General features: G+C 53.6%; 17 protein-coding genes. 5 read left to right on the forward strand and 12 right to left on the reverse strand.

Features of this window, described 5'->3' with window-relative positions; translation table 11 throughout:
* Positions 1 to 11: 11 nt before the first annotated feature.
* The 3 genes from iolG to GXP72_RS16960 all read right to left on the reverse strand — a co-directional run bounded on the left by iolG (position 12) and on the right by GXP72_RS16960 (position 4,742).
* A complete protein-coding gene (gene iolG / locus GXP72_RS16950; RefSeq protein ID WP_032675319.1) occupies positions 12 to 998 on the reverse strand; it encodes an inositol 2-dehydrogenase in 987 nt (328 codons plus the stop codon).
* Between the two features lie 301 nt (positions 999 to 1,299).
* A complete protein-coding gene (iolD, locus tag GXP72_RS16955; protein WP_208763157.1) occupies positions 1,300 to 3,225 on the reverse strand; it encodes a 3D-(3,5/4)-trihydroxycyclohexane-1,2-dione acylhydrolase (decyclizing) in 1,926 nt (641 codons plus the stop codon).
* An 11-nt stretch (positions 3,226 to 3,236) separates the two neighbouring features.
* Positions 3,237 to 4,742, reverse strand: coding sequence for a CoA-acylating methylmalonate-semialdehyde dehydrogenase (locus GXP72_RS16960; RefSeq protein ID WP_023294282.1), 1,506 nt, complete (start codon positions 4,740 to 4,742; stop codon positions 3,237 to 3,239).
* A 292-nt stretch (positions 4,743 to 5,034) separates the two neighbouring features.
* Here GXP72_RS16960 and GXP72_RS16965 point away from each other — a divergent pair, with 292 nt between their 5' ends.
* Complete coding sequence (locus GXP72_RS16965) at positions 5,035 to 5,868, forward strand: MurR/RpiR family transcriptional regulator (protein WP_045908568.1); 834 nt, start codon at positions 5,035 to 5,037, stop codon at positions 5,866 to 5,868.
* 82 nt (positions 5,869 to 5,950) lie between these two features.
* Here GXP72_RS16965 and GXP72_RS16970 read toward each other — a convergent pair whose 3' ends face one another.
* The 6 genes from GXP72_RS16970 to GXP72_RS16995 form a co-directional block, all read right to left on the reverse strand.
* Positions 5,951 to 6,331: a DUF1641 domain-containing protein gene (locus GXP72_RS16970; protein WP_023617688.1), complete on the reverse strand. Its 381-nt coding sequence runs from the start codon at positions 6,329 to 6,331 to the stop codon at positions 5,951 to 5,953.
* A complete protein-coding gene (locus tag GXP72_RS16975) occupies positions 6,331 to 7,527 on the reverse strand; it encodes an FAD/NAD(P)-binding oxidoreductase (RefSeq protein WP_032675322.1) in 1,197 nt (398 codons plus the stop codon). Before GXP72_RS16975 ends, GXP72_RS16970 begins: the two co-directional genes overlap by 1 nt.
* A 217-nt stretch (positions 7,528 to 7,744) precedes the next feature.
* Entirely contained in the window at positions 7,745 to 8,080 is a 336-nt protein-coding gene (locus tag GXP72_RS16980; RefSeq protein WP_316461406.1) for a YcgJ family protein, read from the reverse strand.
* Positions 8,081 to 8,588: 508 nt separating this feature from the next.
* Positions 8,589 to 9,506, reverse strand: a complete 918-nt coding sequence (locus GXP72_RS16985; RefSeq protein WP_050595306.1) for a type I restriction enzyme HsdR N-terminal domain-containing protein — start codon at positions 9,504 to 9,506, stop codon at positions 8,589 to 8,591.
* Positions 9,507 to 10,145: 639 nt separating this feature from the next.
* A complete protein-coding gene (locus tag GXP72_RS16990; RefSeq protein ID WP_208763158.1) occupies positions 10,146 to 11,264 on the reverse strand; it encodes a hypothetical protein in 1,119 nt (372 codons plus the stop codon).
* Positions 11,265 to 11,656: 392 nt separating this feature from the next.
* Positions 11,657 to 12,310 carry a LysE family translocator gene (locus GXP72_RS16995; protein WP_032675326.1) on the reverse strand — a complete coding sequence of 218 codons (654 nt, stop codon included), beginning with the start codon at positions 12,308 to 12,310 and terminating at the stop codon, positions 11,657 to 11,659.
* Positions 12,311 to 12,548: 238 nt separating this feature from the next.
* On the opposite strand from GXP72_RS16995, the gene GXP72_RS17000 reads away from it, so the two are divergent.
* Complete coding sequence (locus tag GXP72_RS17000; RefSeq protein ID WP_032648750.1) at positions 12,549 to 12,767, forward strand: hypothetical protein; 219 nt, start codon at positions 12,549 to 12,551, stop codon at positions 12,765 to 12,767.
* Positions 12,768 to 12,912: 145 nt separating this feature from the next.
* Here the strand turns inward: GXP72_RS17000 and guaA are convergent, their stop codons facing one another.
* Together guaA and guaB are read right to left on the reverse strand one after the other, a co-directional pair.
* Complete coding sequence (guaA, locus tag GXP72_RS17005; protein ID WP_008502126.1) at positions 12,913 to 14,490, reverse strand: glutamine-hydrolyzing GMP synthase; 1,578 nt, start codon at positions 14,488 to 14,490, stop codon at positions 12,913 to 12,915.
* Positions 14,491 to 14,557: 67 nt separating this feature from the next.
* On the reverse strand, positions 14,558 to 16,024 hold the full coding sequence (gene guaB, locus GXP72_RS17010) for an IMP dehydrogenase (protein ID WP_008502128.1): 1,467 nt from the start codon (positions 16,022 to 16,024) through the stop codon (positions 14,558 to 14,560).
* A gap of 158 nt (positions 16,025 to 16,182) precedes the next feature.
* On the opposite strand from guaB, the gene xseA reads away from it, so the two are divergent.
* The 3 genes from xseA to GXP72_RS17025 are packed head-to-tail and all read left to right on the forward strand — an operon-like array spanning position 16,183 to position 18,985.
* Entirely contained in the window at positions 16,183 to 17,556 is a 1,374-nt protein-coding gene (gene xseA, locus GXP72_RS17015) for an exodeoxyribonuclease VII large subunit (RefSeq protein ID WP_208763159.1), read from the forward strand.
* A 58-nt stretch (positions 17,557 to 17,614) separates the two neighbouring features.
* Complete coding sequence (locus tag GXP72_RS17020) at positions 17,615 to 18,634, forward strand: M4 family metallopeptidase (protein ID WP_048226222.1); 1,020 nt, start codon at positions 17,615 to 17,617, stop codon at positions 18,632 to 18,634.
* Positions 18,635 to 18,985, forward strand: a complete 351-nt coding sequence (locus GXP72_RS17025; RefSeq protein WP_021241848.1) for a protealysin inhibitor emfourin — start codon at positions 18,635 to 18,637, stop codon at positions 18,983 to 18,985.
* On the opposite strand, the gene GXP72_RS17030 is transcribed toward GXP72_RS17025, so the two are convergent.
* Complete coding sequence (locus GXP72_RS17030; RefSeq protein WP_023294288.1) at positions 18,982 to 19,203, reverse strand: zinc ribbon domain-containing protein; 222 nt, start codon at positions 19,201 to 19,203, stop codon at positions 18,982 to 18,984. The two genes, GXP72_RS17025 and GXP72_RS17030, sit on opposite strands and share 4 nt — an antisense overlap.
* Between the last annotated feature and the right edge of the window lie 14 nt (positions 19,204 to 19,217).

The following is a 19,217-nucleotide window of genomic DNA, read 5'->3' on the forward strand; positions in this document are numbered from 1 at the left end:
GGTTGTGGTGTTTAGAGGACGATCTCGCGCTGGCTGCGCAGTGACTCCAGCGCTTTATCCGCAAGGTACAGCGCACGTTCACCATCATCGCCGCTGCAGTCAGGCACCGCTTCACCGCGCAGGACCGCGACAAAGTGTTCCCATTCCGCGGCGTAAGCGGATTTGTAGCGCTGCAGGAAGAAGTGTTCCGGCAGCGCACTCGTGCAGCCCTGTTTGCCGTAGTGCTGCACCTGGTTTTCCAGAATGTTGCCCGCGCACAGCAGCCCTTCGGAGCCGTGCAGCTCCAGGCGCTGGTCGTAGCCATACGAGGAGCGGCGGCTGTTGACGATGGTCGCCATCGCGCCGGAAGCGTATTTCAGGACGATAAACGCGGTATCGATGTCGCCTGCCTCGCCAATCGCCGGATCCACCAGGTTGCTGCCCTGGGCATACACCGACACCGGCTCTTCGCCCATGATGAAGCGGGCCATGTCAAAATCGTGAATGGTCATATCGCGGAACATGCCGCCGGAGACGCGCACGTACTCCGCAGGCGGTGGAGACGGATCGCGGGAGATGATCAGCAGCGATTCCGGCTTGCCGATGCGCCCGGCCTGCACGTCGGTTTTCACGCGGCGGAACTGCGGGTCAAAGCGGCGGTTAAAGCCGATAAACAGCGGCACGTCGTACTCTTTGACCACTTTCAGGCAGTCGCGCACGCGGGCAAGGTCGAGGTGTACCGGCTTTTCACAGAAGATGGCCTTGCCGTGGCGGGCGGCCATTTCAATCAGGTCCGCGTGGGTATCGGTCGCGGAGGCGATCAGCACGGCGTGAACGTTAGGGTCGGTCATCGCTTCAGTCAGGCTCTGCTGGCGGGCCTGATACTGCGTGGCGAGGCGGGTGGCAAATTCCTGATTCGGGTCAACCACGGACCAGAGCGTGGTCGCGCCGTGGCTGGCGATGTTAGCTGCATGTACCTGGCCAATTCGGCCAGCGCCCAGTAAAGCAATGTTAAACATAACGGCTCCCGGTGTTGGTGAATGCTGTGAACTAACGACCCTATAAATAAAACATTTATTTCATTTTTATAAATAGTGAAAATTATGTTTTTGAGTGCGGGTTAACACTTTTGAGATGAATGAGATAAATTTTGTTATCAATCTCACAACATGGGAGGACATACAGCAGCTCCCCTCACCCCGGCCCTCTCCCCAAAGGGGCGAGGGAGAAAAGAGTGCACCACACCATCCCCTCTCCCCTTTGGGGAGAGGGTTAGGGTGAGGGGAAAATGAAATGAAAATTTCGTTACGACGGAAAAACTTAATACTGACGAGCTTTTTTCACTTGCGCCTGCGTTTGCTCCGCGGCTTCACGCACGGCAGACGATTCCGCCACCTGCGCATCACCGGTTCGCCACCAGGAGGCGTAGTCGTGGGTCATCGTCTTCGGCAGTACCTTGATGTCCAGCAGCGTGGGGCCTGGATGCGCGCGGGACGCCTCCAGCGCCGTCAGCAGGGTTTGCTCGTCGTGCACCCGCCAGGCGCGGCAGCCGTAGCTCTCCGCGTTTAGCGCAAAATCGACCTTCACCAGCGGCCCGTCAAGCCGTCCGGTTTCCGGGTTGCGATGGCGGTTTTCCGTGCCAAAGCTGCCCATGCCGTGCCCCATCTGCAGGTTGTTAATGCAGCCGAAGCTGGCGTTATCAAACAGCAGAATGGTGATCTTAATCCCCTCCTGCACAGCGGTTTGCAGCTCGGAGTGCAGCATCATGTAGGAGCCATCCCCCACCATGGCATAAACCGGCTGCTCGGGTCGGGCAAGCTTCGCGCCGATAGCCGCCGCAATCTCATAGCCCATGCAGGAGTAGCCGTACTCCAGGTGATAGCTGTCCGGCGTTTTGACCTGCCAGAGGCGCTGTAAATCCCCCGGCAGCGAACCGGCCGCGCCCACCACGATGGCGTTATCTTCAATATGCTGGTTGATCAGCCCCAGCACCCGCGTCTGGGTCAGGCGGGTGTTGAGCGTCTCGCCGTACTCCGCCAGCTGCGCGTCCAGGTGCCCCGCCACTTCGGGCGCGTCGTCCGGACGCCACTGGCGATCCCACAGGCGACGGCACTCGTCGCGCCAGGCGGATTTCGCCTCAGCGATCGCCTCTCCCCAGCCGCTGCGGTAATCACCAAGCGCGTGGGTCAATGCCTCGAGCCCGGTTTGAGCGTCGGCAATCAGCGCCGTGGCGTCCAGCTTCAGGGCGTCAAACTCGGCCACGTTCAGCAGCAGAAATTCGACATCCGGATGGGAAAAGAGCGCCTTGGAGCCGGTGGTAAAGTCGGTCAGGCGCGTGCCGATGCCAATCACCAGATCAGCCTGCGGCGCGAGCTGGTTGGCCGCCATTCCGCCCGTCACCCCTACGCCACCGAGGTTAAGTGGGTGGTCACTTACCAGCGCCCCCTTTCCGGCCTGGGTTTCGGCAAACGGCAGCTGCAGCGTCTCGACAAAGTCGTGAAACGCCTCATGTGCGCCGGAATAGCGCACCCCGCCGCCGCACACCACCAGCGGACGACGCTTGCGGGCGATCAGCGCCCGCGCCTGCGCCAGACGCTGCGGATCGGGCGGACGGCGCTCGATGTGGTGCACGCGACGCGCGAAGAAGCTCAGCGGGTAATCCCACGCTTCCCCCTGCACGTCCTGCGGCAGGCAAATCGTCACCGCACCGGTATCTGCCGGGTCAGTAAGCGTTCGCATCGCGCTGAGCATCGCGCTCATGAGCTGCTCGGGGCGGTTAATGCGGTCCCAGTAGCGGGAGACCGGACGGAAGCAGTCGTTGGTGCTGATGCTGAGGTCGTGATACTGCTCAATCTGCTGCAGCACCGGGTCGGGCTGGCGGCTGGCATAGATATCGCCCGGCAGCAGCAGCAGCGGAATACGGTTCGCCGTGGCGGTTGCCGCCGCCGTTATCATATTGGCGGCGCCCGGCCCGACGGAGGAGGTGACGGCAAAGATGCGCTGACGACGGTGCTGTTTGGCAAATCCCGTCGCCATATGGGCGATACCCTGCTCGTTGCAGCCCTGCATCACCTGCAGATGGCCGGGCTCCTGCTCCAGCGCCTGGCCGATACCCAGCACGTTGCCGTGCCCAAAGATGGTGGCGACGCCCTCCACGAAGGGCGTTTCGTGACCATCCACGCTAACGTACTGTTGATTAAGGAACCGGACCAGCGCCTGAGCCATGGTCATACGTTCGGTTTGCATAACGCCTCCTGTCAGCCCAGCGTCGGCATGGAGAACGCAGCGCCTGTCTCCTGCTGCATTTCCGGCCAGCGCGCGGTGATGGTTTTCATTCGGGTGTAGAAACGCACGCCGTCGTTGCCGTGGACGTTGAGCGCCCCGAAGATGGAGCGCTTCCAGCCGCCGAAACTGTGGAATGCCATCGGCACCGGGATTGGCACGTTGACCCCCACCATGCCCGCCTGCACCTCTTCGCAGAAGCGACGCGCGCAGCCACCGTCGCGGGTGAAGATTGCCGAGCCATTACCATATTCATGGCGGTTAATCAGGTCCACCGCGCTGGCGTAATCTGCTACGCGCACCACAGAAAGCACTGGACCAAAAATCTCTTCTTTATAGATGGTCATCTCCGGGGTGACGTTATCGAACAGCGTCGGCCCGACGAAATAGCCCTGCTCGTGGCCCTTCACGCTAAAGCCGCGGCCGTCCACGCGAAGCGTCGCCCCCTGCGCTTCCCCGCTGTCGATGTAGCCCAGCACCTTGCTGCGGTGCGCGGAGGAGATGAGCGGCCCCATTTCGTTTTCCGGCGTCTGGTCGAGCCCCGGTCCGACGCGCAGCGCGGCAATCTGTTTTTCGAGCCGGGCGCAGAGGTCATCGGCGGTGTTATCCCCCACCGCCAGCACCACCGAGAGCGCCATGCAGCGCTCGCCCGCCGCGCCGTAGGCCGCGCCCATGATGGCGTTGGTCGCCATCTCCATGTCGGCATCCGGCATTAAAATGCAGTGGTTTTTCGCACCGCCCAGCGCCTGGCAGCGCTTACCGTGGGCGGACGCGGTCTGGTAAATGTATTCCGCAATCGGCGTGGAGCCGACAAAGCTCACCGCCTGCACGCGCGGGTCGGTCAGGAGCACGTCAACGGACTCTTTATCGCCCTGCACTACGTTGAAGACGCCGTCCGGCAGGCCGGCCTCTTTCAGCAGCTGCGCCAGCGCGAGCGCCAGAGAAGGGTCTTTTTCCGACGGTTTCAGTACGAAGGTATTCCCGGTCGCCAGCGCAATCGGGAACATCCACATCGGCACCATCGCCGGGAAGTTAAACGGCGTGATCCCGGCGCAGACGCCGAGCGGCTGCATCAGCGAGTGGCTGTCGACGCCGGTCCCGACGTTCGCCGAGTGTTCGCCCTTTTGCAGATGCGGAATACCACAGGCAAACTCCACCACTTCCAGGCCGCGGGTCAGTTCGCCCACCGCATCGGAGAAGACCTTGCCGTGCTCTTCGCTGATAAGGCGGGCCAGGCGATCCATGTTCTCTTCCAGCAGCGCTTTGAAGCGGAACATCACGCGCGCACGCTTAAGCGGAGCATGACGCGCCCACGCCGGAAACGCCTGCTGCGCGGCGGCAATCGCCTGCTCCGTTTCCTGTGCCGTACTCATCACCACCTGGCGGATCTGCTCGCCGGTGGCCGGGTTGAAGATCGCCTGAACGCGCTGGCCTGAACCGGTGACACATTCGCCGTGAATAAAATTCGCTACCGTCTCCATCCTTAACCTCTCGCTGTTGATACGTGACTGTGACCTGAACACTGTGTACTGACCACTATATATGAAACAAATATTCCATTTTAAGTTGAAATAAAATAAATGATGATTATTGTGATCAAGGATGGATTTTTATGTTAACAGCCAGCACCACTGACGCCGCGTGCGCTATTAAGGGATTTCGGGCGAGGAAATGACTGAAGCTTCTGTTTCATTTTTGCTGCCAGATGGATGGCCGACATTTAAAAGACGCGGTTTTGCGTTTAGAATCATATGACTGTATTTGGGGGATAAGATGACGACAGCAACCAGCCTGAACGAACTGCAGCAGCAAATCCGCGATCGCTACGATAGCCTGAGCAAGAGGCTGCAGCAGGTCTCCCGCTACGTGCTGGACAATACCAACAGCGTGGCCTTCGATACGGTTGCCGTCATTGCCGAGCGCGCCGACGTGCCGCCTTCGACGCTGATCCGCTTTGCCAACGCCTTTGACTTCACCGGCTTCAACGAAATGAAACAGCTGTTTCGCATGAACCTGGTGGAGGAGACCGCCAGCTACAGCGACCGCGCCCGGCTGTTCCGCGAGATGGAGAGCGAGGCCGTGCCGGAAACGCCGCTCGATATCCTGCAGGAGTTTGCCCGTTCAAACGCGCAGGCGCTGCAGCAGCTGGCCGCCCGCGCCGAGCCGGAGATGCTGGAGCGCGCGGTACAGCTGCTGGCCGACGCCGACACCATCTACATCGCCGGACTGCGCCGCTCCTTTAGCGTCGCCGCGTACCTTACCTATGCACTGAGCCATCTGGAGTGCCGCCCTATCCTGCTCGACGGCATGGGCGGGATGCTGCGCGAGCAGATCAGCCGTATTAAGTCGCGCGACATTGTGGTGTCGATCAGCTTCTCGCCGTACGCGGAAGAGACGGTGATGGTCAGCGAAACCGCCGCCAGCGTTGGCGCGCGACAGATTGTGATTACGGACAGCCAGATAAGCCCGCTGGCGACGTTCAGCGATCTCTGCTTTGTGGTGAAAGAGGCGCAGGTAGACGCGTTCCGGTCTCAGTCGGCGACGCTGTGCCTGGTGCAGTCGCTGGTGGTGGCGCTGGCGTATCGGTTGGGTGGCGGGGATAAATAACCCACGGTACCGCTCAACAGGCCGGGTAACATAAACACGCTACCCGGCATAATCGCCGTTTCCGGTGTACATCCGCCCGATCTTAGCGGTTTTCGATCTCAGGACACTCAGGATAGCTGACCGAAGCGAGGGCATTTAGACGCTGCCCCGTAATCTGTAACACCCGCAGCAAAAGCATGATGCCGCGGCGGGTATCAGGGTCGTTGAGCATAGTAAACACCTGACGAAGCGAGATATCCCCTTCCCGGTTAACCTGCTCCCCCCACGCCATGCGTAGCGCGGTTCCCCCTTCCCAGCCGACGGTCACGACATCGTCAAAAACGCCAGCCAGTTTTTCGACCATCGCGTTATCGGCCATTTCCAGCAGGTCTGCGACGACGGCAAGCAGATCAACCAGATTATTCAGGCGATTGCCCGCCATAAGCGGGGCAAGGCTTTTTAGTAACTGTTCCTGGTCACTCATCAGAACATCCCCCTCACGACGCCCCAATACAGTCCACGGTTAAAACCGTTTCGCAGCATGCCGCCGAGTTTTGTCGCCGGCATGGGGGTCACGTCATTGCGATAGTCATATACCAACGGCATGCCGGCCCAGAGCCCCATCTGCGCGACGGCCTGAACCCGTCCATCATAGTGATTACCGCTTCCGGGTGGTCTGCCGTAGAGCTCCGCCACAATGTTATCCGCGATGATGGGCGCCTGGTTGTGGCACGAGCCCCCGGCTTTACTGATCGGCAGGTCAACGGTATCGCCGATCACATATACCCCTTCTAACCCGTAGACGCCCAGCGTCTGGTGATCCGTCGGCAGCCAGCCTTCACCGTTCTGAACCTCGCTAAGCCCGGTATCACGCACCGCGTCGACTGCCCGGATGGGAGGCGTTGCCATCAGGATGTCGAAATTCTGTGAATCGCCCTCGGCGGAATAGGCAATTTTGCTGTCAGGATCGACATGGCTTAAGGTAAAACCACGCTGATGCTGTATTCCTTTGGCGGCAAAAATATCGCCAAGCGCCTCCCCCACCGGACGTTGCAGGAACAGGCAGTTTCGCAGCAACTGCGCGACGGTCGGATAGGTATAAACAATCTCAACCTGATTACGTACGCCGCGCTGACGCAAATAGTCATCAACCATCAGCGTGGTTTCAATGGGGGCGATGCCGCACTGGTGGGGCACATTCGGTGTTTCAGGGAAAGAGACGGTAATAAATATTCGCCCCTTTTTAAGGGTGGCGAGCTTATGCGCTAGCTGTCTTGCCGCCGCATATTGATAAAAATGATCGCCCGCGTCGGCAAGGCCAGGGATTTTTTGTGTAAAAGGTGTGCAGCCGGTGGCGATAACCAGCAGGTCCCAGTCGTAATGTCGCTTACTGGCCCCGTACAGTCGACGCTGCTTAAAATCGAAAGATTCAATCCTGTCGGTAATAAATTGAATTTCCGGACTCAGTAATTGCCGTTCAGGCCGGGCCAGTTCATGGTGATGGAAGAGGTTAAAGGCGACGTACATAAAGGCGGGTTTGTAGTAGTGCACTGGTGATTCGGAAATCAGTACCAGCTCTACCTGACCGGCAGCAATTTCACGTCGTAATTTCCTGGCCAGCAGGTTGGCAACAATGGTTCCTCCCGTGCCGCCGCCGACAATCATTATGCGGTTTTTCATTCCTTTATTCGCTCATGGTAGTGAATGGGAATTCACGTAACCAGACCGCTTCACTGTTACGCTCAGCTAAAGCGTAGTAACAGAGTAATATTCCGCAACATAACCACTAACAAGAAATTTAATTTTGACAACCCGATCAGCATTTATAATATACACTACAAAATATAATTTATATCTCTATAACGTAGCCTTTCACTGTGGTCTCTTTTCATCGCCATTATTCGCCAAACAGCAGCGTTGTGTACTTTTTAGATACCGCCCCGGAGCGCTGTCCGTTCGCGCCATAATAGCGATCTTCACGGCACAGTCGCTCCTTCACATCGCAGAAAATACCGTTGGCAAAGGTGAATTCAGTCAGATCGACATTGCTCGACGTGAACACCTCGTTTGCAGCAGCCTTCTTACCGATATAGGTCTCTGTCAACGCGCGGGATAATCCCTTGTCATTAGCGCATACATATCGGTCACAGAGCACGCCTGATACTGGCGACTTGAGCCTGGCGGGGGTCCTGGCCTGGGCGGACATGGCGGACACGGCCAGCAGCGCGGCCACAGAGCATGCGAGTATTGATTTGTTCAAGATGATAATCTCCGTTGGTTAATGAGTGTCGGCTTTACGCCGGGCGCGGTGGAACCATCATGAGGGTGAACACCCATGGAGAGTTCTGAGTTTCAACAGGAAACGGCCCGTATGGCTTTTCGTCGACTGAAACGTCGTCTAAAGTTCGGCTCGGAGGCAATTGTAAGGGCCCTATCCCGGTGAGTCATGCGATTTTAAAGAGCTGAACTAATATGCTGTATACGGGGTGGGTTTGTGGGGCGGGTTAGGTCCGCTCTGAGCGAAAAGTGGAAGTTCGCAAGTATCCTCACCACAGATAAGTAGCCTTTACTTACAATGTAATGTGTTAGCTAATGTAATAGGAGCTGAGCAGTGAATTATGAATGGATGCTTTAGTTCATATTTGGGAGCATATTACTGTAAAAAAACCGGCTTACACCGGTTTAAACTCGCTCGCGAGAATCATTTACCAAAAATTTTACGCAAAATTAAAAATACTAATTCACTCCATTTCTCTTTTGGCTAATTCTTCCCATTCGTCGATTGAGTTATTATAAGGAAATACCTCTTTAACTATGAAAGGAATGTAGCTTTCTTCAGCATTGTGATGTATTTCATTACTGATATTACTTGTGATTCCGAATTTTACGTCAGGATCGTTTTCAGAGAAATGTATATGAAAAGGTTGTTGACCTAAAGCCTGTCTAATTTTATTTGCCTGTTCTGATGGAAGGACTTTAAGTAGCTGTTTGAATGTTTTTTTGTTAAAGTCCAGAGAAATGGCCATATCAATATCTCCGGGTATTGTAGATATGCACGTGTATGACCGTTCGCTCAATCGACTAATAAATTTAGTGTTTATAGCTGGGGCACTAAAAGAACCATCTTTAACCAAACCCATTTTTCGAATGTGAATTCCAAAATCAGGCGCATAATTCAAAACATCCGGATTGGCTTTAATATCTGGATTTAATATCCTAAATAATTTCCCCCAGTGATTACCAATGTCTTTTAAAGAAAATCTGAGTATTGGGTGGAGTTCCCGTATGCTATATAGAACAAATTCATTCCCATTGCACAATGCATACATTTCTGCCCTTATTTCTGGATGTATAGCATAACTATAGGCTTGCTCAACGTGCATGCTTTTGGTTATTTTTTCATTAGGAGCCTTTGCATCAAGAATCCAATATGGTCGGTCGTTAGAAAGAAAAACATAATCCGGTACTATTGAAATCTTTCTTGGCTGTGAACCTATTGAGACAAATGGATGTGTAAGCGTTTTGCTCCTGATTACACGGCTATCTCCCGATGCTTTATAACCAAGAGCTTTAATAATTGGTAAAATCAACTCTTCTCTGACTGAATCCTCTTTAAATTCATCAGAGCTTAGTAAGTTAAAATCAAAATCATCAAACATATCCCCCCCCACATATATTTATTTGACAAAAGATGTATAATTCAAATTATTCAGAGCCATTGTAAATCACTATAGAATAAAAAGATAATTTCAAGTGGAGGTATTATCTAATTTTTTTGATTTATAGCACAAAAAACGACCTCTACAGGTTGTTTACTACTATAGTTAAAGCTGATCAGATTTAGGCAGTCAGTCCAAGATGCTCTCTTCAACATGGCCTAGGTTTTTTTACCGTCGAAGAAGATAATTGTGTCCATAGCATGATGCTTTCAAGTGGTATGATCTCTTTCTCAGTGATTCATGCAGTATGGGCCTAGCAACCTCCGCTTCTGGCACGAAGCGGACCAGGCAACTGAGCTGAAGGTCTGCTGTGAGCGAGATGCTGACGTTGTACTCATCGAGCAATGGGGTTGTCCCCGCTTAATTGTATAGAATACTTCCTTTCACAAGCAGCTGAAACGTTGTTGCTGAGCATACATATCAAGTTGATATAGGCTGGCTATTCGACAAGAACTACAAAAATTAAAAAAAACACAACCCCTTGAATTTTAAATGCTAATATCTGAAAAAGATAGCCTGTATTAATGACGTGGTAGTTTCCCATGAACACCACTTAACGATCCACAGTTTTATTCCAAATTATACATAAATACTTGATACAGCCATTCCCTCTGAAGGGGTTGTATCGAATAACTCATAATTGGTAAGTAATACTTTCAGCTGATAATCTGAAATGGTGCTTAAAACATCAGAGGAAAAAAATAAAGACTCTTTATTTTTCAAAATAAACATCCAGAAAAACAAGCTAAGATTATATTTTTCATCAACTATCATAGCATCATAATTTTCTTTATTATTTTCCTTAGCAATAACCATAAATGCTTGATTATTAATTGGGAAATAAAATATAAAGTGTGGCTCACCAGGACTGCCATCCTCCAATGGAATATCAATCATGATAGAGAAACAACTTCTAACATATTTTACTTCCATTATATTATATTTTAATGCTGTCGATTCTTCAATTTTGCTATAAATTTTATTATACAAGGATTCATACCTATTAATATTATCCTTCATTATTTTAACTTTTTTATTCATATCAATGAAAAACTCATTTGCTTCAGCGAGAGAAATTAAATCTATATCTTCTTGTTCATTAATATATTCTGAGCATTTATCATTCCACTTTTCACTCAGGTCATCTTGCAAACTTATCTTTAACCTCAGATCGAATATTTGTTTTTTCAACACTCTCATGGCACTCAAATTGACAAATTTAGCATTTACTGATGTTCCTTGATCTACTTCTCTAAAAATATCCTCATCATGCTTTTTACAATACCCAGGAAATGAAGATATATTGTCTATATGCCTTGCCTTAAAGATACATTTAGTTGGGTTTGAATTAATATCTGATACGAAATGATACATTTCATTGCTAGCATTTGCTAACGGTGCTAATACAGCTGACTTTGAAATAACATGTGACTGTATAGCCGGTTCAGTACAGTCATGATGACAACATTTATATTGGTACTCTTTCTTTATTTTTTTCTTTTTCTTTTTCTCTATGTTGCTTAACAATTCTCTTGCTCTTGATTTAATTTTTGGCGTTGGATTATCTATTACGTGCTGATATATATAAGGTTTTACTGTGTCCGATAAGTCATTTATTAAAACATTAACATCAGTCCATGTTAAATCATTATAGTTTTCCAAGAGGATTTTTATGTTTTTTTTATCATTAATAGTCATATTAAATTAACCAGAATAAAAAATTCTCCACATCAGGCTTAATGGCCTGCCCATTCATGACCCAATCAATAAAATAATGTTGAAAATGAAATTATTTTATTGTTCTAGGAATTTACCATACACCACATAAGTATTCAATGTATTAAACTCATGCTGCTATATACCGTTAAATCCCTCGAGTGCATATTATATATTTATGCCAAGACAATACTTATGTCAATTAATATAAATCCCCTCCGCTATTTAGCAGTTATTAGCACGATTCTTGGTTAGTGCTCCCAGTAATCCTACAGGTGTTTGCAACTACAACTCACACAAACATTTTCCAGCAAAAAAGCTAAACTTCCGCTTCTGGCACGGAGCGGACACTGGGTTTACCCTTTCGGTAAAACTTAACTGGAAGATTTCGATACGACACCAGACCCGCTAAACAACATGCGGATACCGAGGCCTATCATGACAACACCTGTAAATCGTTCCTGCCATTTGATAAAGCCAGGGTGTTTACTTAGCCAGTTTCCAAATGTCCCTGATGCCATCGCGACTGACCCCAGGGAAATAATTCCTGCCAGCTTCTGGATACTACCCAGAACAAGCAATTGCAGCCAGACAGGCCCCGCAGCAGGATCAACAAACTGAGGAAGAAAAGCAAACATGAACAGCAGGGATTTTGGGTTAGTCAGGCTGTTCAGGGCGCCTTCCTTAACGGCACTCCAGTCAGAAATTTTGGCCGTTTTTCGCAGCCGCGTATCTGTGCCTGAAGTCGCAATCATTTTTATGCCCAGCCACATCAGATAAGCCGCACCAGCCCACCTTAACAGATCTAGTGCAACCGGCCAGGCATGAACAACGGCTACCAGCCCCAGGACAAGAAAAGAAACTTGCACAAAACCCGCTACAAATACATTACCCAGTACCGTAAACAGTGCAATACGTCTTCCCTGACCGACGCCTCTGGCGATAGTTAGCATCATGTCTGGCCCCGGAGAAATCTCCAGAAGCGTCAGCGCGAGAAGAAAAGTGATAAACGTTTCGATGGAAGGCATCTTGGTTGAGTCCGGATAAATATTTCTGCTACGTTACCTCAGTCCGATTCGAGCCGAAAGTGGAATATACTGCAGCGTCTGCTGCAGGCACAGAGCAGACAGAGCAGATACAGAAGCATGATGTCCACTGTAAGCGAGATGCGAACGCTGACCTTTCATCTTTGTACAATTTACACTCTGGCCTGATCTGACATGTATCATAGATACAGGAACTCACTAGCATGATCGGAGATTGCATATGCTGATATATAACGTTTTTGGACGGCATATTGGCGTTCAACGTAAGCATGATCGGTGGCTGGTATTTCGTGCTGACCTGACGGAGAGAAAGTTTTCTCGACTCTATGACATCGCTATTCCTGACGATATGACTGAAGGCGAGATTGCCGGTTGGCTGGGTGACATTTTCCATGAAGCCGCAACCGATCGTCATCCAAATGTGGAACGCATCGAATAAGGATTTAATGGATAGTATTACGTTGCGCCCGCTCCTGGCACTCACCTGACATGATGTTGCCAGCCATGGCCCAAAAAAAGCCCGCAATCCGCGGGCTTAGAGATAATTTAGAACCTGTTAGTACCAGACGTATCCGGTTGGGAAATCATTCCCACTCAATCGTAGCCGGTGGCTTACCGCTGATGTCATACACCACGCGGGAAATACCGTTCACTTCGTTGATGATGCGGTTAGACACGCGGCCCAGGAAGTCATACGGCAGGTGCGCCCAGTGCGCGGTCATGAAGTCGATGGTTTCCACCGCACGCAGGGAAACAACCCAGTCGTACTTACGGCCATCGCCCATTACGCCGACAGAGCGAACCGGCAGGAACACGGTGAAGGCCTGGCTTACTTTGTTGTACAGGTCAGCTTTGTGCAGCTCTTCGATGAAGATCGCGTCCGCACGACGCAGCAGGTCGCAGTACTCTTTCTTCACTTCACCCAGCACGCGCACGCCCAGACCCGGACCCGGGAACGGGTGACGGTAGAGCATGTCGTACGGCAGACCCAGTTCCAGACCGATCTTACGCACTTCGTCTTTGAACAGCTCGCGCAGCGGTTCAACCAGACCCATCTTCATCTCTTTCGGCAGGCCGCCCACGTTGTGGTGAGATTTGATGACGTGCGCTTTGCCGGTGGCGGAGGCCGCAGACTCGATCACATCAGGATAGATGGTGCCCTGCGCCAACCATTTGACGTCGTCCAGCTTCAGCGCTTCTTCGTCGAACACTTCCACGAACACGCGACCGATGATCTTACGTTTTGCTTCCGGATCGTTCTCGCCTTTCAGCGCGTCCAGGAAGCGCTGCTCGCCTTCCACGTGAACGATGTTCAGACCGAAGTGGTCGCCGAACATGTCCATAACCTGCTGGGCTTCGTTCAGGCGCAGCAGGCCGTTGTCCACGAAGACGCAGGTCAGATTTTTGCCGATAGCGCGGTGCAGCAGCATCGCGGTCACGGAGGAGTCCACGCCGCCGGAGAGGCCGAGGATCACTTTGTCATCGCCAACCTGCTGGCGGATACGCTCAACGGCGTCGTCGATGATTTTTGCCGGGGTCCAAAGGGCTTCACACTGGCAGATGTCGCGCACGAAGCGCTCCAGCATGCGCATACCCTGACGGGTGTGGGTTACTTCCGGGTGGAACTGCACGCCGTAGAAGCGTTTTTCTTCGTTCGCCATGATGGCAAACGGGCAGCTCTCTGTGCTGGCAACGGTGACGAAGTCAGACGGGATAGCGGTGACTTTATCGCCGTGGCTCATCCACACGTCCAGCAGCGGTTTGCCGTCTGCGGTCAGGGAGTCTTCGATACCGCGCACCAGCGCGCTGTCGTTAACCACTTCAACCTGCGCATAGCCGAACTCGCGCTCGCTGGAGCCTTCTACGTGGCCGCCCAGCTGCATGGCCATGGTCTGCATACCGTAGCAAACGCCGAATACCGGCACGCCAGCTTCGAACACGTACTGCGGCGCGCGCGGGCTGTTCTCTTCGGTGGTGCTTTCCGGGCCGCCGGACAGGATGATGCCGCTTGGATTGAATTCGCGAATCTGTGCTTCCGTGACATCCCACGCCCACAGTTCACAGTAAACGCCCAGTTCACGTACGCGACGCGCCACCAGCTGAGTGTACTGAGAACCAAAGTCCAGGATGAGAATGCGATGTTTATGAATGTTTTCCGTCATTGACGCTAATTCCGAGGCAAGTGAAACAAAAACAGAGCGCCCGGCAGGAGCCGGGCGCGGAAACTTATCAGGAGCCCAGACGGTAGTTCGGGGACTCTTTGGTGATCGTCACGTCGTGAACGTGGCTCTCCTGGATACCCGCACCGCTGATGCGTACGAATTCCGCTTTAGTACGCAGCAGATCAATGGTACCACAGCCGGTCAGACCCATACAGGAGCGCAGGCCGCCCATCTGCTGGTGGATGATCTCTTTCAGACGGCCTTTATAGGCAACGCGACCTTCGATACCTTCCGGCACCAGTTTGTCAGCAGCGTTATCGGTCTGGAAGTAACGGTCAGAGGAACCTTTGGACATCGCGCCCAGGGAGCCCATGCCGCGGTAGGATTTGTAAGAACGGCCCTGGTAGAGTTCGATTTCACCCGGCGATTCTTCGGTACCGGCCAGCATGGAGCCTACCATCACGGCAGCGGCGCCAGCGGCGATGGCTTTGGCGATGTCACCAGAGAAGCGGATACCGCCGTCGGCGATAACCGGAATACCGGTGCCTTCCAGCGCTTCAACCGCGTCAGACACCGCGGTGATCTGCGGAACGCCCACGCCGGTCACGATACGTGTGGTACAGATAGAGCCAGGACCGATACCCACTTTCACCGCGCTGCAGCCCGCGTCAGCCAGCGCGCGAGCGCCTGCGCCAGTGGCCACGTTACCGCCGATGATCTGCAGGTCAGGGTATTTGGCACGGGTGTCGCGAATACGCTGCAGAACGCCTTCGGAGTGGCCGTGAGAGGAGTCAATCAGCAGGACGTCAACGCCCGCAGCAACCAGCGCGTCAACGCGCTCTTCGTTACCAGCACCTGCGCCTACCGCAGCGCCAACGCGCAGACGGCCATGCTCGTCTTTACAGGCGTTAGGCTTACGTTCTGCTTTCTGGAAATCTTTAACGGTGATCATGCCGCGCAGGTGGAAGTTGCTGTCAACAACCAGCGCTTTTTCAACGCGTTTTTCGTGCATTTTTGCCAGCACTACGTCGCGGGTTTCACCTTCGCGAACGGTGACCAGACGCTCTTTTGGCGTCATGTACACGCTGACAGGCTGGTTCAGGTCAGTCACGAAACGCACGTCACGACCGGTAATAATACCGACCAGCTCGTTCTCTTCGGTCACCACCGGGTAACCGGCGAAGCCGTTACGCTCGGTCAGGGCCTTCACTTCGTGCAGGGTGGTAGTTGGCAGAACGGTCTGTGGATCGGACACGATGCCGGATTCATGTTTCTTCACGCGGCGAACTTCTTCCGCCTGACGTTCGATAGACATGTTTTTGTGAATAAAGCCAATGCCACCTTCCTGTGCCAGGGCAATAGCCAGGCGCGCTTCAGTCACGGTGTCCATTGCCGCAGAGAGCATAGGAATGTTCAGGCGAATGGTTTTCGTCAACTGCGTGCTGAGATCGGCAGTATTCGGCAGAACAGTGGAGTGAGCGGGAACGAGGAGGACGTCGTCAAACGTCAGTGCTTCTTTAGCGATACGTAGCATGGGCAATATCTCTGACCTGGGTGGTTAAATATTGCCGTGGCATTATACAGAGCGTAACCGATTGCATCTACACTTTTTTATAAAAAAGCTTGCGATTGCCTCTCATCAGGTTACTATCGACTGAATAACTTGCTGATTTAGAATTTGATCCCGCTCACATGTTATCCTCTCAATCCCCCTCAATTTATACCGTCAGCCGCCTGAATCAGACGGTGCGTTTGCTGCTTGAGCAGGAAATGGGGCAGGTCTGGATCAGCGGTGAAATCTCTAACTTCACGCAGCCCTCCTCCGGCCACTGGTATTTTACGCTAAAAGACGATACCGCCCAGGTGCGCTGCGCAATGTTCCGCAACAGTAACCGCCGCGTGACGTTCCGTCCTCAGCACGGCCAGCAGGTTCTGGTGCGCGCCAATATCACCCTGTATGAGCCGCGCGGTGATTATCAAATTATCGTCGAGAGCATGCAGCCTGCGGGCGAAGGCCTGCTGCAGCAAAAGTACGAACAGTTAAAGGCGAAGCTCTCGGAAGAGGGACTTTTCGACCAGCAGTTTAAAAAGCCGCTGCCCTCGCCTGCCCACTGCGTGGGTGTCATCACCTCGAAAACCGGTGCGGCACTGCACGATATTTTACACGTTCTGAAGCGTCGCGACCCTTCCCTGCCCGTCATCATCTACCCGACCGCTGTTCAGGGTGACGATGCGCCGGGGCAGATTGTGCGCGCCATTGAGCTGGCGAACGCGCGTCAGGAGTGCGACATCTTAATCGTCGGACGCGGCGGCGGCTCGCTGGAAGACCTGTGGAGCTTTAACGACGAGCGCGTGGCGCGGGCAATCTTTGCAAGTCAGATCCCCGTGGTAAGCGCCGTCGGCCACGAAACGGACGTGACGATCGCCGATTTTGTCGCGGATCTCCGCGCGCCGACGCCGTCCGCGGCGGCAGAGGTGGTCAGCCGCAACCAGCTGGAGCTGCTGCGTCAGATCCAGAGCGGCCAGCAACGTCTTGAGATGGCGATGGACTACTACCTCGCCAACCGGACCCGTCGCTTTACCCAGCTTCATCACCGTCTTCAGCAGCAGCACCCGCAGCTGCGCCTGGCGCGTCAGCAGACCGTGCTGGAGCGTCTGCGCCAGCGCATGAACGTGGCGGTGGACACGCAGATTAAGCGCGCGGTGTCGCGCCAACAGCGCGTGACGCAGCGTCTGAACCAGCAGAACCCGCAGCCGAAAATTTATCGCGCGCAAACGCGGATTCAGCAGCTGGAGTACCGTCTGGCGGAAACTCTCCGCGCGCGACTGAGCACCACCCGCGAACGCTTTGGCAATGCGGTGACCCACCTTGAAGCGGTCAGCCCCCTCTCCACGCTGGCGCGCGGCTATAGCGTGACGACGGCGACGGACGGCAAGGTGCTCAAGCAAACCAAACAGGTGAATACCGGCGATGTGCTGACGACGCGTCTGTCAGACGGCTGGGTAGAAAGCGAAGTGAAATCAATTAAACCGGTGAAAAAGACGCGTCAGCGTAAAACCGGATAATTCTTCGCCGGTTACTTACTATACTGCTGCTATTCCCTTTTTTAATAAGGAGAGCAGCATGTCCCATCTTTATAGCGTGATCCCCCCGTATATTCTTCGTCGTATTATCGAAAGCGGTTCCGAACCGCAGCAGCGCTGTGCCCGCCAGACCTTAACCCACGTCCAGACGCTGATGGCCCATATGCCGGGCAAACCCGCCGCGCCGCACGTGAATAAAGCCGGACAGCTGGAGCGGGATATCTACGACGCGAAGCAAACTCAGGAGCTACCGGGTACGCAGGTACGTTACGAAGGCCAGCCGTCAAACGGCGATGTGGCGGTAGACGAAGCCTACGAGTATTTGGGTATTACCCATGATTTCTTCTGGAAGGAATATCAGCGCGATTCGCTCGATAACAAAGGGCTTATTTTAACCGGTACCGTTCACTATGGCCGGGAATATCAGAACGCCTTCTGGAACGGTCAGCAGATGGTATTTGGCGACGGCGACGGGGAAATATTTAACCGCTTTACCATCGCCATAGACGTCGTGGCGCATGAGCTGAGCCACGGCGTGACCGAGACCGAAGCCGGGCTTATCTATTTTGAGCAGTCTGGCGCGCTGAACGAGTCGCTGTCGGACGTGTTTGGCTCACTGGTGAAGCAGTACCATCTGAAGCAAACCGCCGATAAAGCGGACTGGCTGATTGGTGAGGGATTACTGGCGAAAGGCATCAATGGCAAAGGGCTGCGCTCGATGTCTGAACCGGGCACCGCCTACAACGATCCGCTGCTCGGCAAAGACCCGCAGCCTGCACACATGAAGGATTTCATCAAAACGCGTGAGGATAACGGCGGCGTACATCTGAACTCCGGCATCCCCAACCGGGCATTTTATCTGGCCGCGACGGCGATCGGCGGCTACGCCTGGGAAAAAGCGGGTTATGCCTGGTACGACACGGTTTGCGATCGCAATCTGGCGCAGGATGCAGATTTTGAGGCCTTCGCAAAACTGACGATCGCGCACGGAGAGAAACGCTCCGGCGGCGACGTTGGGGCGGCCATTAAACAAGCCTGGGAACAGGTGGGAGTGTTGTAAATGCAGGTTCCGGAACTGACGGATGACGCCGTGGTTGAGCTGGCCCGGGAAGGCGGCGTCGCCTATATTCCCAAGCTGAGCGGCCAGCGCACCATCGCGCTCTCCTCGCTCAATGAGGCTCAGCGCCAGCGCCTGGTAAGCATCCTGGAGCAGGCCTTTCCGCGCGGTCAGCCGCCGGGACAGGCCTCGTCACCCGGCAGCGGCGACCAGCGCTATTTCCGCATCCAGATTATCTGGACCGGGCAAAATCAGGCGCACTACGCCGATATCATCGTGCTGGTACCGGAGCAGGAAGCGCCCGAGTCGCTGGTCGAGCTGTGGAAGAAAGGCGAAGGCTGCGTGTGCGATTAACCTTCGGCCCGAACAAACTCCACGCGTTTTTTAGAGATAAGACCGTGGCCGTTCTGACAGAAATAATCCACCGCCCCGCAGGCTTTTAAGACCTGGAGTGGCTGATGGCACTCCGGGCAGCGGGCTTCAAGCGCAATATCCTTATTACAGCTCTCGCAGTGTGCCACCCCGTTCAGAGGCTCAAGCGGTGCCTGGCAATCCGGGCAGGTAATCGTCATGGTGACTCCTTAAA

The sequence above is a fragment of the Enterobacter sp. SES19 genome (assembly GCF_011765665.1).
Taxonomy (GTDB): domain Bacteria; phylum Pseudomonadota; class Gammaproteobacteria; order Enterobacterales; family Enterobacteriaceae; genus Enterobacter; species Enterobacter pseudoroggenkampii.

Coding starts and splice junctions, on each gene's coding strand:
- iolG (WP_032675319.1), bottom strand. CDS start 998: ATGTTTAACATTGCTTTACTGGGCGCTGGCCGAATTGGCCAGGTACAT.
- iolD (WP_208763157.1), bottom strand. CDS start 3,225: ATGCAAACCGAACGTATGACCATGGCTCAGGCGCTGGTCCGGTTCCTT.
- GXP72_RS16960 (WP_023294282.1), bottom strand. CDS start 4,742: ATGGAGACGGTAGCGAATTTTATTCACGGCGAATGTGTCACCGGTTCA.
- GXP72_RS16965 (WP_045908568.1), top strand. CDS start 5,035: ATGACGACAGCAACCAGCCTGAACGAACTGCAGCAGCAAATCCGCGAT.
- GXP72_RS16970 (WP_023617688.1), bottom strand. CDS start 6,331: ATGAGTGACCAGGAACAGTTACTAAAAAGCCTTGCCCCGCTTATGGCG.
- GXP72_RS16975 (WP_032675322.1), bottom strand. CDS start 7,527: ATGAAAAACCGCATAATGATTGTCGGCGGCGGCACGGGAGGAACCATT.
- GXP72_RS16985 (WP_050595306.1), bottom strand. CDS start 9,506: ATGTTTGATGATTTTGATTTTAACTTACTAAGCTCTGATGAATTTAAA.
- GXP72_RS16990 (WP_208763158.1), bottom strand. CDS start 11,264: ATGACTATTAATGATAAAAAAAACATAAAAATCCTCTTGGAAAACTAT.
- GXP72_RS16995 (WP_032675326.1), bottom strand. CDS start 12,310: ATGCCTTCCATCGAAACGTTTATCACTTTTCTTCTCGCGCTGACGCTT.
- GXP72_RS17000 (WP_032648750.1), top strand. CDS start 12,549: ATGCTGATATATAACGTTTTTGGACGGCATATTGGCGTTCAACGTAAG.
- guaA (WP_008502126.1), bottom strand. CDS start 14,490: ATGACGGAAAACATTCATAAACATCGCATTCTCATCCTGGACTTTGGT.
- guaB (WP_008502128.1), bottom strand. CDS start 16,024: ATGCTACGTATCGCTAAAGAAGCACTGACGTTTGACGACGTCCTCCTC.
- xseA (WP_208763159.1), top strand. CDS start 16,183: ATGTTATCCTCTCAATCCCCCTCAATTTATACCGTCAGCCGCCTGAAT.
- GXP72_RS17020 (WP_048226222.1), top strand. CDS start 17,615: ATGTCCCATCTTTATAGCGTGATCCCCCCGTATATTCTTCGTCGTATT.
- GXP72_RS17025 (WP_021241848.1), top strand. CDS start 18,635: ATGCAGGTTCCGGAACTGACGGATGACGCCGTGGTTGAGCTGGCCCGG.
- GXP72_RS17030 (WP_023294288.1), bottom strand. CDS start 19,203: ATGACGATTACCTGCCCGGATTGCCAGGCACCGCTTGAGCCTCTGAAC.